Genomic DNA, 14,100 nt, shown 5'->3' with positions numbered 1-14,100 from the left:
AATTGCCGCCGGAGGATCGGCGAGGGAGACGGCTGCGATGACAACCATCAGAGATGTCACGTCCGATGAATTACAACTGTTCGGCGCGATCGTCGGCCGGCTGGAACGGCTGACGCCGGAGGTCGACCTGCGCGCCGCCGTGCTCGGCGACGTCATCCGCCTGCTGCGCGCGGACTTCGGCGCCTCCTATATCTGGCGGTCGGAGCAGGTGCGCTTTCAGCACCGCGTCGGCCACAACATGGATCCGGACAACCTGAAAACCTATGACGAATGGTTTCAGTTTCATGATCCGATGACCGCGCAGCTGCGGCAGTGCCGCCGCGCCACCTTTGTCGAGCAGGTGCTGCCACGCCGCGAGATGGTGCGTACCGCGTTCTACAACGATTTTCTCGCCCGCGACGGCCTGCACCACGGCATCAACATGTACGTGTTCGACGGCGACGAGGATCTCGGCGATTTCCGCATCTGGCGCAGCGCCCGCCGCCCGGATTTCGAGCAGCGCGACCTCGATCTGCTGAACGCGCTGGAGCCGTTCCTGCGCCGCGCACTGCAACGCGGCAGCCATCGCTACGAGCAATTGACTGCGCGAGAGAGCGATGTCGCCGCCCTGGTGGCGCGCGGCTGTACCGACCGCGACATCGCCCGCCTGCTCAACATTGGCTTTGCCACGGTGCGCACCCATATCAACCGCGCGATGCAGAAGCGCTGCTGCGCCAATCGGGCCGAACTCGCCGCCCTCATCGCCCGCGAGAGCCTCAACGCCTGACGTTCCGATCCCGGCACGTCCGCGCGGACCGCCTGCGCTCATGGTGCAGCGCGATATGATCGGCCACGCCGAAACATCCACATTTCTGTCGATACCGCCGCGACGGACCGGTCGCTAGCATCCTCTCCCCGATACCGGCGGCGAGGTTTGCTCCATGAAGGCGTACCATGAACTCGATGTCGTCGCGGCCGCCCAGGCGATCCGCGCCGGCGACGTGACGGCGGAGGCGCTCGCAGAAGCGCTGCTCGCCCGCACGCTGGCCCACGCCGACCTCAATGCCTTCACCGCGCTCGACGCCGACCAGGTGCGTCAGGCGGCGCGTGCCGCCGACCGCGCCCGCCAGGCTGGCGCCGTGCTCGGCGCACTGCACGGCGTGCCCGTCGCACTCAAGGACAACATCAACACCACGGCGCTGCCGACCACCGCCGGCACGCCAGCGCTGCGCCAGCATCGGCCCAAGCGCAACGCGCCGGTCGCCCAGGCGCTGTTTGACGCCGGTGCGATCCTGTTTGGCAAGACCGGCATGCACGAGCTGGCGTTCGGCATCACTTCCAACAACGGCGCGTTCGGCGCCATCCGCAATCCCTACGATTCGTCCCGCATTCCCGGAGGCTCGAGCGGCGGCTCGGGCGCCGTGGTCGGCGCGCGTCTCGTGCCAGCGAGCCTCGGCAGCGACACCGGTGGCTCGGTGCGTGTGCCGGCCGCCTTCTGCGGCGCCTTCGGCTTCCGGCCCTCGCTCCTGCGCTGGTCGCAGGACGGCATCGTGCCGATCTCCACGACCCGTGACACCGCCGGGCCACTGGCGCGCCGCGCGGCGGATCTCGCGCTGATCGATAGCGTCGTGACCGGCGAGACGCCGGTGAGCGTGCCGGCTTCTCTCAAGGGGCTGCGGGTCGGCGTGCCACGCACCTACTTCTGGGAAGACATCGACAGCGAAACGTGGCGGCTGTGCGAGGCCGCGCTTGCCACCATGAAGGAGGCCGGCGCCGTGCTGATCGAGGCCGACCTGCCCGACGTGCAGGCGCTCGACGAAGCCGTGGGCTTCAGCGTCGCGCTCTATGAGGTGCACCGCGACCTCGACCGCTACCTCGAGAAGGAAGGACTGAACATTCGCTTCGCGGACATCGTCGCCGGCGCCGCCAGTCCCGACGTCAAGGGTATCCTCGGCTCCGTGCTCGATCCTGCGACCGCCGTGCCCGAGGCGATCTACCGCGAAGCCCGCGACACCCACCGGCCGCGACTGATCGAGGCTTACCGCAGCTACTTCGCCGCGGGCATCGACGTTATGGCGTTCCCGACCACGCCGCTGCCGGCGCCGCCGCTCGGCGAGGACGAAACCATCACGCTCAACGGCCGCGCGGTGCCGACCTTCATCACCGTGGTGCGCAACACCGGCCCGAGCAGCAACGCGGGCATTCCCGGTGTCAGCATCCCGGTCGGCCTGACCGCGGCGGGGCTGCCGGTCGGCCTCGAACTCGACGGCCCGGCGGGCCGCGACCGCGATCTGCTCGCCTGCGCGCTGGCACTCGACACGCTGCTGCCGCCGCTGCCGGCGCCATCACGCTAACCACAACAAGCACACACAGGGGGAACGACCATGCCGAAATCCTTGATGCTCAGCCGCCGCAACCTGTTGCGCACCGCCGCCGCAGGCGCGTTCGCCGCCAGCCTGCCTGCCGTGATCCGCTCCGCATCCGCCGCCGGTCCGCTGAAGATTGGCGTTTTCGTCTCGGACTCCGGCCCCGCCGCGCTGTTCGGTCCGGCACAGCGCGCCGCCGCCGAACTCGGCGCCGCCACCGTCAATGCCGCCGGTGGCGTCCTCGGGCGACAGGTGGAAATCGTCTACGCCGACGGCGGCGCCGCACCGGCGGAAGCCTCCAAGAGCGCGGTGCGCCTGCTGCTCAGCGACAAGGTCGAGCTGATCTTCGGCGCCCACGACAGCGCCGTGCGCCAGGGCGTCGAGAACGCCGTCAAGGGCAAGGTGCCTTACGTCTATACACCGGTGTTCGAAGGGCAGGACTGCTCGGAGAATGTCTACTTCCTCGGCGAGACACCGGAGCAGCAGCTGCAGAAGTCGCTGCCCAAGCTGGTCGAGCTGGCGAAGGGCAAGACCTTCTACCTGATCGGCGACGACTATGTCTGGGCCCGCACCACCAACGAGCAAGCCAAGAAGTTCATCGCCGCGCTCGGCGGCACCGTGGTGGCGGAAGACTACTATCCGTTCGGCGCGCCCAACAAGTTCGAGAGTTCAGTAACCAAGATTAAGAGCGCCAAGCCGGCAATCGTGCTGGAAACCCTGGTCGGCGGCGACAACGTCAACTTCAACCGCACCTTTGCCGACTTCAACCTTTCTGACGACATCCTGCGCATGTCGTGCCTGCTGGAGGAGAACACCCTCGCCGGCATCGGCAAGGACGCCAGCAAGAACCTTTACTCCAGCCTCGGCTATTTCGCTGACATCGATACCCCCGAGAACAAGGCGTTCATCGGCGCGCTGACCAAGAAGTATGGCGACAAGGCGCCGCAGCAGTGCACCATCTCCAAGGGCCTGTATGACGCCTTCGTGTTCTCGGCGGCCGCCGCCGCGAAAGCCAGGTCGCTGGACGCCAAGGCCTTCGCCGCCGCGGCCGAGGGCCTGTCATTCGACACGCCGAGCGGCACCATGACCGTGCGCCATCGCCATACCGACAAGAACGTCTTCCTCGCGCGTTGCGACGGCACCAAATTCACTGTCGTCGAGACGTTCAAGGCGGTCGCGACGCAACAGACCTGCAGCTGAAGGCGCACAGAAGGTCGCCGATGGATCCTGTCGTCGTCACCCAGGCGATCAATGTCGTCTATGAAATCCTGATCCTGGCGCAGGTCGTGCTCGGCCTCGCCGTGGTGATGGGCCTGCTCAATGTGCTGAACATCGCCCATGGCGAGTTCGTCATGGTCGGTTGCTACACCGCCTATGTCGTGCAGAAGGCGGGGCTGCCGTATCTCGCGGCGATCCCGGCCGCCGCGATCGTCTGCGGCGCCATCGGCCTCGTCGTTGAGCGCGTGCTGATCCGGCCGCTGCGCTACGATCCGTTCGAGACCCTGCTCGCCACCTGGGGGCTCGGGCTGCTGCTGCGCAAGCTGGTCGAACTGGCGTTCGGCCGCGGCTTTCGCAGCGTCGACATTCCCATCAGCGGCTCGGTGACGATCTTCGGCGAGGCCTATCCGACCTATCGCCTGCTGCTGATGGCGATCTCCATCGCGGTGCTGGCGCTGCTGTTCGTGTGGTACGCCCGCGCCCCGACCGGCGCACGCATCCGCGCCATGGTCGGCAACCCCGTGCTCGCGGAGGCCGTCGGCATCCGCACCCGCCAGCTCGCCCGCAACACCTTCGTCGCCGGCACCGCCTGGGCCGGCATCGCGGGCGTGATGATCGCGCCACTCACGCCGGTCGAGCCGTTCATGGGCCTTACGTTGATCGTCAACGCGTTCTTCGCGCTGGTGGTCGGCGGCATGGGCACCATCACCGGGCTCGTTGCCGGCTCCGGCATCATCGGCGGCCTGCAAAGCGGCCTCTCGGCGGCCGTCAGCCCGACCACCGCCTATCTCGCCATGCTTCTCCTTTCCATCCTGTTCCTGTGGCAGCGACCCCGTGGCCTCTTTCCTCGGCCGTAATGGCCTCGTCCTCGCGCTGCTGCTCGTGATCCCGACCTTCGTCGGCGATTTCTGGGCCTACCAGCTCGGTCTCTATCTGCTGTATGCGCTGGCGGCGATCGGCGTCGGTCTCGCTTGGGGACAGGCCGGCATCCTGCCGCTGGGGCAGGGCCTGTTCGTTGCCTTCGCGGCCTACCTCACCGCCTACGGCCTGTTCGGGTTGGGGGCATCGCCGCTGGCCTATGGCCTGCTGCCGCTCGCGGCGCTGGCCATGGCAGCCCTCGGCTTCGTCTTCGCCGCCGCCGTGTTTCGCGGCCGCACCGAGAGCGGCCCGTCGTTCTCGCTGATCACGCTGGCGTTGACCCTCGCCGCGTTCCAGGTCGCGACCACCTGGACGAGCGTCACCGGCGGCTTCAACGGCCTGCGCAATGTTCCGGGCCTGCCCGGCCTCGACGGCTTCCTCGACCTTTACTACCTCATCGCCGTGATGCTGGCTCTGGGCATCGCCGGCGTCGACTGGTTGCTGCGCGCGCCGATCGGCGCACTGTGGCGAGCGGTGGCCGAGAACGAGCGCCGCCTCGCCTTCCTCGGGTACGACACGCCACGCATCAAGGCCACGGCGTTCGCCGTGGCCTGCGGTCTCGCCGGCCTCGCCGGCGCGCTCTACGCCCCGCAACAGAATCTCGTGACCCCCGATCTCGCCGGCTTCGCCTTTTCCGGCGACCTTGTCGTGTTCGCCGCGGTCGGCGGCCGCGCCACGGTGCTCGGGCCCGTCGCCGGCGCCGTCGCGGTCGGCATCCTATCCGCCGAATTGCGCGACCGCTTTCCGTGGTGGGAGATCGTGGTGGCGCTGTTCTTCATCGCCGTCGTGCTGCGCCTGCCGGGCGGCCTGATGACGCTGGTCGGGCCGCTCAAGCGCTGGCTGCCGCTGCGTGTGGTCAAGGTCCCGCTCCAGGCCGCGCCCACCAAGCCGCGCAAGGCGGCGCCCCTGAGCGTCGGCTTCGACGACGTCCATGTCCGCATGGGCGACGTCACCATCCTCGACGGCCTGACCCTCACCACCGGCGCGGAGGCGATCCTCTGCGTCATCGGCCCCAACGGCGCCGGCAAGACCTCGACGCTGAACGTGCTGACCGGTGCGTTGCCGAAGCGCGCCGGCCGGCTCACCATCGATGGCCGTGACGTGCCGCACCCGCGCCCCGCCACGGTGGCGCGGACCGGTGTTGGCCGCAAATTCCAGACCCCGTCGGTGTTCCCACGCCTGACCATCGCCGAGAACCTTGCGATCGCGCTGTGGAGCGGCCGCTGCCGCTGGTTCGACCTGCTGCGGCCGAGCCTGTTCGGCTGGACCACGCCGGTGCTCGACGAAATGCGTCATCGCTTTCCGTTTTTGTCGGATGCCGACAAACCGGCCTCGGACCTCTCCCATGGCGAACGTCAGATCCTCGAACTGACAATGGCACTGATCACCGAACCGCGCCTGCTGCTGCTCGACGAACCCTGCGCAGGGCTGTCGCATGACGAGACCGGCGCCGTGATCGAAGCTGTACGCTGGGCACAGCAGCATCTCGACCTCAAGATCATCATCATCGAGCACGACATGGAACTGGTGCGCCGCCTCGCCGACCGTGTGGTGGTGCTGCACCAGGGCCGCTTCCTCGCCGACGGCAGCGTCGAGCAGGTGCAGGCCAATCCGGACGTCCGCGCCGTCTATGTCGGAGGCACGCGATGACCGACACCGCCATGCTCGCGCTCGACCGCCTGTCCGGCGGCTATGGTTCCGGCCTCGTGGTGCGCGCCGTCACCGCGTCGGTCCGCGCCGGCGAGGCGCTGTGCGTCCTCGGCCGCAACGGCGTCGGCAAGTCGACGCTGGCCAAGCTCGCCTGCGGCTTCCTGCGCCCGTCGGACGGCACCGTGACGATGGCCGGCCGCGACATCACCGCGCTGTCGCCGTCACACCGCGCGCGGCTCGGTCTGGCTTACTGCCCGCAGGAACGCGTCGTGTTCGACGATCTCACCGTCGCCGAAAATCTCACGCTGATGCGGCCGACACGGGATCTTGCCGCGTTCGAGCCGTATTTCGCCGTGTTCCCGCGGCTCGCCGAGCGGCGGCGGCAGCACGCCGGCACGCTGTCCGGCGGCGAGAAGAAGCTGCTGTCGTTCGTGCGCGGCCTTGCCGCCGACACGCCCCTCGTCGTGATCGACGAGCCGACCGAGGGCGTGCAATACGAAAACGTGATCCGCATGGCCGACCTGATCGCCGAACGAAAGCAGCGGGGCACCGCCTTCCTGGTGATCGAACAGAACCTCACCCTGGTCGAGCGCGTCGCCGACCATATCGCCGTCATGGATCATGGCGAGGTGGTGCGCGCCGGTGCCGCCGCCACGCTCGCCCGCGATGACATCCTGGCGCATCTGACGGTGTGAGCATCGGCGCCGGAGCGCCGGGTTGACCTCAACAGCGGTTGAGGTTCTATGAAGGATCGGCGGCATGGCGTCCGTGCCTGAACCGTTCCCTACCCGGAGCCGATCTCTTGTCTTCCTCGTCCGATTCCTCCACCGCCATCATCGATCCGACCCCCGTGACGGGCGGAAGGCCCGGCTGGGCCACACTGCTCGGCGGGCGCAACGCGCTGTCGTCGCTGATGCTCGCCGGCGGCGTGGCGCTGCACGCCACCAACGTGTTCCTGACCACAACCATGCTGCCGTCCATCGTGCGCGACATCGGTGGCCTCGGCTACTATGCCTGGAACACGACACTGTTCGTGATCGCCTCGATCATCGGCGCGACCTGCTCGGCGCGCCTGCTGCAGGCCCTGCGGCCGCGCGGCGCCTATGTCACCGCGGCGATCCTGTTCGCGCTGGGCGCGCTGGTGTGCGGCTTCGCGCCCGCGATGCCGGTGATGCTGGTCGGGCGCACCGTGCAGGGGCTCGGCGGCGGCCTGCTCATCTCGCTGTCCTACGCCATGATCCGCATCCTGTTCCCGCAAGCGTTGTGGCCCCGCGCCATGGCGCTGGTGTCCGGCATGTGGGGGATCGGCACGCTGGTCGGCCCGGCGATCGGCGGCGTGTTCGCCGAGCTCGATGCCTGGCGCAGCGCCTTCCATGTCCTGATCCCGCTGGCACTGACCTTCGCCGCCATCGCCGCGCTGGTGCTGCCGCGCGAGGTCGATGCGAGGCGCGCCTCGCCACTGCCCGTCGTACAGATGGCGCTGCTCAGCGCCGCCGTGCTCGCGGTGTCGGCCGGCAGCCTGTCGACCCGGCCGGCATGGAACATCGCCGGTCTCGTCGGCGGCGTCGCGCTGTCCGCCCTGGTCATCGTGAACGAGCGCCGCGGCCCGCGGCGTCTGCTGCCGGAGGGCACCTTCGGCCGGGGCGCGCCGCTGATGCTCGTCTATGGCGTGATGTCGCTGCTGGCCCTGACGGTAACAAGCGACGACGTGTTCGTGCCGCTGTTCCTCCAGGTGCTGCACGGCCAGTCGCCGCTGATCGCCGGTTACCTGTCGGCGCTGATGGCCGGTGGCTGGACCGTCGGCTCGGTCTCCAGCTCGAATTTCAGCGGCCGCACCGTGCAGCGCATCGTCGTGATCGCGCCATGCGTCTCGCTTGTCGGCAGCCTGATCCTGCTGGCGTTGATGCCGACGCCGGGCACTGGCGATACGATGCGTCTCACTGTGCTGGCCGTCGGCCTGTTCAGCCTCGGCCTCGGGGTCGGCATGGCGTGGCCGCATCTGCTGACCTGGGTGCTGACGCTGGCCGCGCCCGGCGAGCAGGACCGCGCCTCCGCCTCGATCACCACCGTGCAGCTCTATGCGACCGCCGTCGGCGCGGCGGTGGCGGGACTGGTGGCCAACACCGCCGGCCTGGTCGATCCCGGCGGACTGGCCGGCACGAGCCGCGCGGCGTTCGCGCTGTTCGTGGTGTTCTGCATCACCCCGGCGCTGTGCATTGCGCTGGCGGTTGGGCTGACGCGGCGGGTACGCCGACTGCTGTGACAACGCGGAGGGGGCGAGGCTGCAGGTCAGCTGACCTGACTTAACTGGCCCCGACCTGCCCCGCTGCCACCACCGAAAGACGGAGCCCATCCGTCGGACGAACTGCGAACCTCCCATGCGCGCGGCCGGACTCACGATCGTGTTTCCACCTCGCCATGGAGAACGCAATGCAGCCCCCGGATCCAACCAGGCTCGACGCTTTTCTCGGTCGCATGATCGGCGATCTCGGCAGCATCGCCACCGGCGCCCTCGTGGTGCTGGGCGATCGTCTCGGCTTCTACAAGGCCATGCAGGACGCAGGTCCCATGACCTCCAGGCAGCTCGCCGAACGCACCGGCACCTATGAGCGCAACGTCCGCGAATGGCTCGCGGCCCAGGCCGCCGCTGGCTATGTCGACTACGACCGCGACGCCGACACGTTCGCGCTGAATCCCGAGCAGGCGACCGTGTTCGCCGACGACGACAGCCCGGCCTTCATGGCCGGCGCCTTCGAGGTGCTGGCATCGCTGTGGCTCGACGAGTCCAAGGTCGCCGAAGCTTTCCGCAGCGGCCGCGGCCTGCCTTGGCACGATCACAGCGCCTGCCTGTTCCGCGGCACCGAGCGCTTCTTCCGGCCCGGATACAACGCCAATCTGGTGTCGTCCTGGCTGCCCGCGCTCGATGGCGTCGTCGACAGGCTGCAGCGGGGCGCGGAGGTCGCCGACGTCGGCTGCGGCCACGGCGCATCGACCATCGTGATGGCGCGGGCGTTCCCGAAATCCCGCTTCACCGGCTTCGACTATCATCCGCCATCGGTGGAGCGCGCGCGCCAGTCCGCCGCCGAGGCCGGCGTCGCCGGCAATACCCGTTTCGACATCGCCACCGCCAAGACGTTTCCCGGCCACTACGACCTCGTCGCGTTCTTCGATTGCCTCCATGACATGGGCGACCCGATCGGCGCGGCCCGCCATGTGCACGAGGCGCTGACGCCAGGGGGGCGCTGGATGATCGTGGAGCCGTTCGCCCATGATCATCTTGCCTCCAACCTCAATCCGGTCGGGCGTGTGTACTACGCCGCGTCCACCATGATCTGCACGCCGGCCTCGCTGGCCCAGGAAATCGGGATGGGTCTCGGCGCCCAGGCCGGCGAGGTGCGGCTGCGGCAGGTGGTCACCGCCGGAGGCTTCACGCATTTTCGGCGCGCCGCGGAAACACCGTTCAACATGGTGTTCGAGGCCCGCGCCTGAGGCGCGCTGCAACGGCGATCGCCGGCTCTACTGCCTGATCAGGACGAGCGGGTCGACGCTGTCCGGCACGCGGCGCCACTGTGCGTTGTCGTCGGCCTCGAAACGCCAGACCTCGCCCTTGGCCGAGATCAGCTGCAGCTCACCGCGCTCCAGCCGCCAGCTCACCGGCGCGAAGGCCGCGACGGCGGAATCGCAGCGCGGCTTGAGGAAAACAGCGAAATTGTCCGGCGTAATCTCGGTGTTGGTCAGGGTCAGGCTGCAGATCGCGCGGTCGTTGCCGCGCACCATCGACCAGTCGCCGATCAACTGGTCCGTGGACTTGGAGAGCGCCCGCGCCGCGGCGAGGTTCTGCAGGAGATAGACGCCCTCTCCGGTGCGCTGGCCCTCGAAGATGCCGCTCTCGACCTCGGTGACATCGATCACCGGCTGTCCCCTGGCATCCTGCAGGCGGACGATGTCAAGGCCCTTGATGCTCCAGGCGACGATCTCGCGGGTGAAGGGCAGCGCTTCGGCGCAGCCCTTCTCGAGGTCGAGCTTCATCGCGCCGCCGCTTGCCGCATCGGGCTTGAGGGTCACGACACAGGTCTTGCTGCGCTCCGCGGTCGCCAGTTCCCATTGGCCGACCATGTCGTGCGCAAGCCCCTGCGCATCCTCCGCACGCACCGGCGCAGCCGCGAGCGCAAGCAGCACCAGTGCACCAGCCAACGGCCGCTGCCACCGGATCGCCCGCGTCGCGGCCTGCGCCATGCTCAGCGGCCCTTGACCGGGGTTTCCGGAATCGGGGTCAGCGGCGGCTTGCCGTCGAACCAGAGCTTGAGATTGTCGACCACCAGCTTGTCCATGGCATTGCGGGTGACGATCGAGGCCGAGCCGACATGCGGCAGCAGCACGGTGTTCTGCAGCGCGCGCAGCTCGTCCGGCACATTCGGTTCGTTGGCAAACACGTCGAGGCCAGCGCCGAGAATCTTGCCCGCCTTCAGCGCCGCGATCAGCGCCGGCTCGTCGATCACCGAACCGCGCGCGACGTTGACAATGACGCCGTTGGGACCAAGGGCGTCGATCACCTCGGCGTTGACGATCTTGGCGGTGGACGCCCCGCCGGGGGTGATGACAACAAGCGTATCGACCGCCTTCGCCATCTCCACGAGATTGGGATAGTGCTTGTTGCTGACGCCCGGCGCCGGGTTGCGCGAGTGATACACCACCGGCACCAGCGACGCCTCGAGGCGGCGCGCGATCGCCTGGCCGATGCGGCCCATGCCGACCATGCCGACGGTGCGGCCGCGCAGCGAGCCGACGGTTAGCGGATAATTCTGCGTCGCCCACTGGCCGGCACGCACGAAGCGGTCGGCACGGATGAACTCGCGCAGGGTCGCGAGCAGCAGGCCCATGGCGACGTCGGCGACCTCCTCGGTCAGCACGTCCGGCGTGTTGGTGACCACGATGTTGTGATCGCGGGCATGGGCCCAGTCGACATGATCGTAGCCGACGCCGAAGCTGGAGATGATCTCGAGCTTGGGAAACTTGTCCATCATCGCCCGGTCGGCGCTGACGAGGCCGGTCACCGCGACGGCCTTGATACGCTCGGCGACCGCCGGAGAGATGCGGCCGAGATCGCCGTGGCTTTCCGCGGCATGCACCGTGAACGACTCGCTCAAGCCTTCCGTGACGAGTTTCTTGGGCTGCCCATATATCAGGACGTCGGTCTTCGCGGCGGTCATCAGCTATCCTTTCCTAGCGCGCTTTCGTGCCAGCGTCGTAGCACAAGATACGAGGCCAGCGAGAGCATCATATAGATCACAATGCCGGCGACCGAGAGCAGCAAAAGTGCGGCAAACATCCGCGGAATGTTGAGGCGATAGCTCGATTCTGCGATGCGGTAGGCAAGCCCCGAGCCGGCGCCCGCCGACCCTGCCGCGATTTCGGCCACCACCGCGCCGATCAGCGACAGCCCCCCGGCGATGCGCAGGCCGCCCAGCATGTAGGGCAGCGCCGACGGCAGCCGCAGCAGGCCGAGGGTCTGCAACGGCGAGGCGCCATAAAGCGCGAACAGCCCCGCCAGATTGCGATCCACCGACTTCAGGCCCAGCATGGTGTTGGACAGCACCGGAAAGAACGCCACGATCCAGGCGCAGGCGACCACCGCGACTGGCTGCGGCAGATAGATCAGCAGCAATGGCGCGATCGCGATCACCGGTGTGACCTGCAGCACCACCGCATAGGGCAGCAGCGCGTATTCCAGCCAGCTGGAGCGGCTGAACAGCAGCGCCAGCAGGATGCCGCCGACCGCCGCGGCGACGAAGCCCTCCAGCGTCGTCACCAGCGTCACCAGCAGTGAGCCGAACAGCAGGTTCCAGTCCTGGATCAGCGTCGTGACGACGTTGACGGGACTGGGCAGCACATAGGGCGGAATGGCGTTGATCCGCACCACCGCCTCCCACAGGCCGACCACGACGGCCAGCATCAGCACGGGCAGCAGCATGCGCAGCGCGCGGCCGGCATGCCCTGGCCCTGCCACCCCGGCGCCCGCCGCCGATGAACGATCGTGCGCGCTCATGCGCCGCCCTCATTGCTGGCGCGTGCCAGCGCGGCCGACACCTCGCGGCACTGCGCGGCATAGCTCGCCGATGTGCGGAACTCCTCGAGCCGCGGCTCCGGCGCCACGATGCGAAACTCGGCGCTGATCCGACCCGGACGCGATGTCATCACCACGACCCGCTGCGACAGGTACACCGACTCGAACACCGAGTGGGTGACGAACACCACGGTCTTGCGCAGGCTGCGCCACAGCGCCATCAGATCGTTGTTGAGGCGAAAGCGCGTGATCTCGTCGAGCGCGGCGAACGGCTCGTCCATCAGCAGGATGTCCGGATCGGTGACCAGCGCGCGCGCCAGCGACACCCGCATCTTCATGCCGCCCGACAGCTCGCGCGGATAGACATCGGCGAAATCAGCGAGCCCGACCCGCGCCAGCGCTTCGCGCGCCCGGGCTTCGGTGTCCGCGCGCGGCAGCCGCGCGAGGCGCAGCGGCAGACGGACATTGTCGGCGACGCTGGCCCAAGGCATCAGCGTCGGCTCCTGGAAGACAAAGCCGATGGCATGGCTCCCGGTATTCGCCCGGCGAGCCACCTGCACGATGCCGCCGCTCGGCCGGCTCAAGCCTGCGATCAGGCGCAGCGCGGTGGATTTGCCGCAGCCCGACGGCCCGAGCAGCGACACGAACTCGCCGCGGCGAATGTCGAGGTCGAGCGCCGACAGCGCCTGCACGCCGTTGTCGTAGACCTTGGCCGCCCCACGCAAGCGCACCGCGATCTCCGCCGGCAGGCCGCCTTCGCCTGCGGCGCCGCCGGCCGCCGGATCGGATGCCACGCCGGTCAGTTCCTGGGACGACGGTCGAGGCCGACGCCCTTGTTGACGAAGCGCAGCGTGTAGGACTTCTTGAAGTCGAGATCCGGCTTGACCACGCCGGCACGCACCATCTTGTCGAAGAAGCTCGCCATGCGCGCATCGCTCATCGCGCCGACGCCATCCTTCAGCGTGTCGCCGGAATCGACGATGCCGTATTCCTTCATCCTGGCGACGGAATAGGCCAGCAGTTCGTCGGTCATGTCGGGATTGAACTTCTTGATCAGCTCGTTGCCCGGGCGATTGTTGCCATAGAGATAGTTGTACCAGCCAACGATCGAGGCATCGACGAAGCGCTGCACCAGATCCTGCTTGTTCTCGGCGAGATCGCGCCGGGTCTCGATCAGCGTCGAGTAAGTATTGAAGCCGTAGTCGGCGAGCTCGATCACCGTCGGCTTGAAGCCGGCCTGCTTCTCGACCGCGAACGGCTCGGACGTGACATAGCCCTCCATCGCGCTCTTCCTGTCGGCGAGGAACGGCTGGGCGTTGAAAGTGTAGGGCTTCACGTTGCCCTCGCTGAAGCCGTATTCGGACTTCATCCACTGGAAGTAGGTCTGCATGCCTTCCTTGGAGACGAACAGCGTCAGCGGCTTGAGATCCTCGATCTTGCTGACCTTGGCGTCAGGATGCGCCAGGAACACCTGCGGATCCTTCTGGAACATCGCCGCCACCGCGATGACCGGCACGTTGTTGGCGACCGCGTCGAACGACTGCAGCGAATTGGCGCTCATGAAGAAGTCGAGTTTGCCGGACGCCAGCAGGATGCGGTTGTTGATGTTGGGACCGCCGGAGACGATGGTGACATCGAGGCCATAGCTGGCATAGGTGCCGTCGGCCACCGCCTGAAAGAACCCGCCATGCTCGGCCTCGGCCACCCAGTTGGTTCCGAACGACACCTTGTCGAGCTTGGCCGGCGTCTGCGCCAGCGCCGGCGAGGCCAGGACCGCAAGACCAACAGTCAGGGCACGAAACAGCGCAGCAAGTCTCATCAGTGGGCTCCGTGGGCGGGTCTTCGAGGAATGGCCATGGCGTGGCCGATGACGGCCCGCAAGCTACCCTGCAATGCGGTCCAAAG

13 protein-coding genes are annotated in these 14,100 nt (G+C 67.9%); 8 read left to right on the top strand and 5 right to left on the bottom strand.

From position 1 onward, the window contains the following. The first annotated feature begins 37 nt into the window (after positions 1–37). The 8 genes from JQ639_RS24090 (at position 38) to JQ639_RS24055 (ending at position 9,620) form a co-directional block, all read left to right on the top strand. A complete protein-coding gene (locus JQ639_RS24090; protein ID WP_211967559.1) occupies positions 38–766 on the top strand; it encodes a helix-turn-helix transcriptional regulator in 729 nt (242 codons plus the stop codon). Between the two features lie 154 nt (positions 767–920). Next, on the top strand, positions 921–2,333 hold the full coding sequence (gene iaaH / locus JQ639_RS24085; RefSeq protein ID WP_211967560.1) for an indoleacetamide hydrolase: 1,413 nt from the start codon (positions 921–923) through the stop codon (positions 2,331–2,333). 30 nt (positions 2,334–2,363) lie between these two features. Then, positions 2,364–3,545 (top strand): substrate-binding domain-containing protein, encoded by a 1,182-nt coding sequence (locus JQ639_RS24080; RefSeq protein WP_211967562.1) that lies wholly within the window; start codon positions 2,364–2,366, stop codon positions 3,543–3,545. Between the two features lie 20 nt (positions 3,546–3,565). After that, positions 3,566–4,420, top strand: coding sequence for a branched-chain amino acid ABC transporter permease (locus JQ639_RS24075; protein WP_211967564.1), 855 nt, complete (start codon positions 3,566–3,568; stop codon positions 4,418–4,420). Then, positions 4,398–6,131 carry a branched-chain amino acid ABC transporter ATP-binding protein/permease gene (locus tag JQ639_RS24070; RefSeq protein WP_211967566.1) on the top strand — a complete coding sequence of 578 codons (1,734 nt, stop codon included), beginning with the start codon at positions 4,398–4,400 and terminating at the stop codon, positions 6,129–6,131. Before JQ639_RS24075 ends, JQ639_RS24070 begins: the two co-directional genes overlap by 23 nt. After that, the gene (locus JQ639_RS24065; protein WP_249123291.1) at positions 6,128–6,826 is read left to right on the top strand and encodes an ABC transporter ATP-binding protein; all 699 of its coding nucleotides are present in this window, start codon (positions 6,128–6,130) and stop codon (positions 6,824–6,826) included. Before JQ639_RS24070 ends, JQ639_RS24065 begins: the two co-directional genes overlap by 4 nt. Positions 6,827–6,933: 107 nt before the next feature. Further along, positions 6,934–8,394 carry an MFS transporter gene (locus JQ639_RS24060; protein ID WP_211967568.1) on the top strand — a complete coding sequence of 487 codons (1,461 nt, stop codon included), beginning with the start codon at positions 6,934–6,936 and terminating at the stop codon, positions 8,392–8,394. Positions 8,395–8,561: 167 nt separating this feature from the next. After that, a complete protein-coding gene (locus JQ639_RS24055; RefSeq protein WP_211967570.1) occupies positions 8,562–9,620 on the top strand; it encodes a class I SAM-dependent methyltransferase in 1,059 nt (352 codons plus the stop codon). A gap of 27 nt (positions 9,621–9,647) precedes the next feature. Here the strand turns inward: JQ639_RS24055 and JQ639_RS24050 are convergent, their stop codons facing one another. The 5 genes from JQ639_RS24050 to JQ639_RS24030 form a co-directional block, all read right to left on the bottom strand. Further along, entirely contained in the window at positions 9,648–10,367 is a 720-nt protein-coding gene (locus JQ639_RS24050; RefSeq protein WP_211967571.1) for an AprI/Inh family metalloprotease inhibitor, read from the bottom strand. 2 nt (positions 10,368–10,369) lie between these two features. After that, positions 10,370–11,341, bottom strand: a complete 972-nt coding sequence (locus tag JQ639_RS24045) for a 2-hydroxyacid dehydrogenase (RefSeq protein WP_211967572.1) — start codon at positions 11,339–11,341, stop codon at positions 10,370–10,372. Continuing rightward, entirely contained in the window at positions 11,341–12,102 is a 762-nt protein-coding gene (locus JQ639_RS24040; RefSeq protein ID WP_249123334.1) for an ABC transporter permease, read from the bottom strand. Before JQ639_RS24040 ends, JQ639_RS24045 begins: the two co-directional genes overlap by 1 nt. 71 nt (positions 12,103–12,173) lie before the next feature. Next, entirely contained in the window at positions 12,174–12,989 is an 816-nt protein-coding gene (locus JQ639_RS24035; RefSeq protein ID WP_211967574.1) for an ABC transporter ATP-binding protein, read from the bottom strand. 5 nt (positions 12,990–12,994) lie between these two features. Continuing rightward, the gene (locus JQ639_RS24030; protein WP_211967575.1) at positions 12,995–14,014 is read right to left on the bottom strand and encodes an ABC transporter substrate-binding protein; all 1,020 of its coding nucleotides are present in this window, start codon (positions 14,012–14,014) and stop codon (positions 12,995–12,997) included. Positions 14,015–14,100 lie beyond the last annotated feature (86 nt).

This window comes from Bradyrhizobium sp. U87765 SZCCT0048 (assembly GCF_018131225.1).
Lineage (GTDB): Bacteria > Pseudomonadota > Alphaproteobacteria > Rhizobiales > Xanthobacteraceae > Bradyrhizobium_A.
Note: the sequence above shows the minus strand (reverse complement) of the source record. Positions and strands in the feature narration are given on the sequence as shown.

Excerpts from the sequence above, each read along its gene's own strand:
- JQ639_RS24090 (WP_211967559.1), top strand. The coding sequence starts at position 38 with ATGACAACCATCAGAGATGTCACGTCCGATGAATTACAACTGTTCGGC.
- iaaH (WP_211967560.1), top strand. The coding sequence starts at position 921 with ATGAAGGCGTACCATGAACTCGATGTCGTCGCGGCCGCCCAGGCGATC.
- JQ639_RS24080 (WP_211967562.1), top strand. The coding sequence starts at position 2,364 with ATGCCGAAATCCTTGATGCTCAGCCGCCGCAACCTGTTGCGCACCGCC.
- JQ639_RS24075 (WP_211967564.1), top strand. The coding sequence starts at position 3,566 with ATGGATCCTGTCGTCGTCACCCAGGCGATCAATGTCGTCTATGAAATC.
- JQ639_RS24065 (WP_249123291.1), top strand. The coding sequence starts at position 6,128 with ATGACCGACACCGCCATGCTCGCGCTCGACCGCCTGTCCGGCGGCTAT.
- JQ639_RS24055 (WP_211967570.1), top strand. The coding sequence starts at position 8,562 with ATGCAGCCCCCGGATCCAACCAGGCTCGACGCTTTTCTCGGTCGCATG.
- JQ639_RS24050 (WP_211967571.1), bottom strand. The coding sequence starts at position 10,367 with ATGGCGCAGGCCGCGACGCGGGCGATCCGGTGGCAGCGGCCGTTGGCT.
- JQ639_RS24045 (WP_211967572.1), bottom strand. The coding sequence starts at position 11,341 with ATGACCGCCGCGAAGACCGACGTCCTGATATATGGGCAGCCCAAGAAA.
- JQ639_RS24040 (WP_249123334.1), bottom strand. The coding sequence starts at position 12,102 with ATGCTGCTGCCCGTGCTGATGCTGGCCGTCGTGGTCGGCCTGTGGGAG.
- JQ639_RS24030 (WP_211967575.1), bottom strand. The coding sequence starts at position 14,014 with ATGAGACTTGCTGCGCTGTTTCGTGCCCTGACTGTTGGTCTTGCGGTC.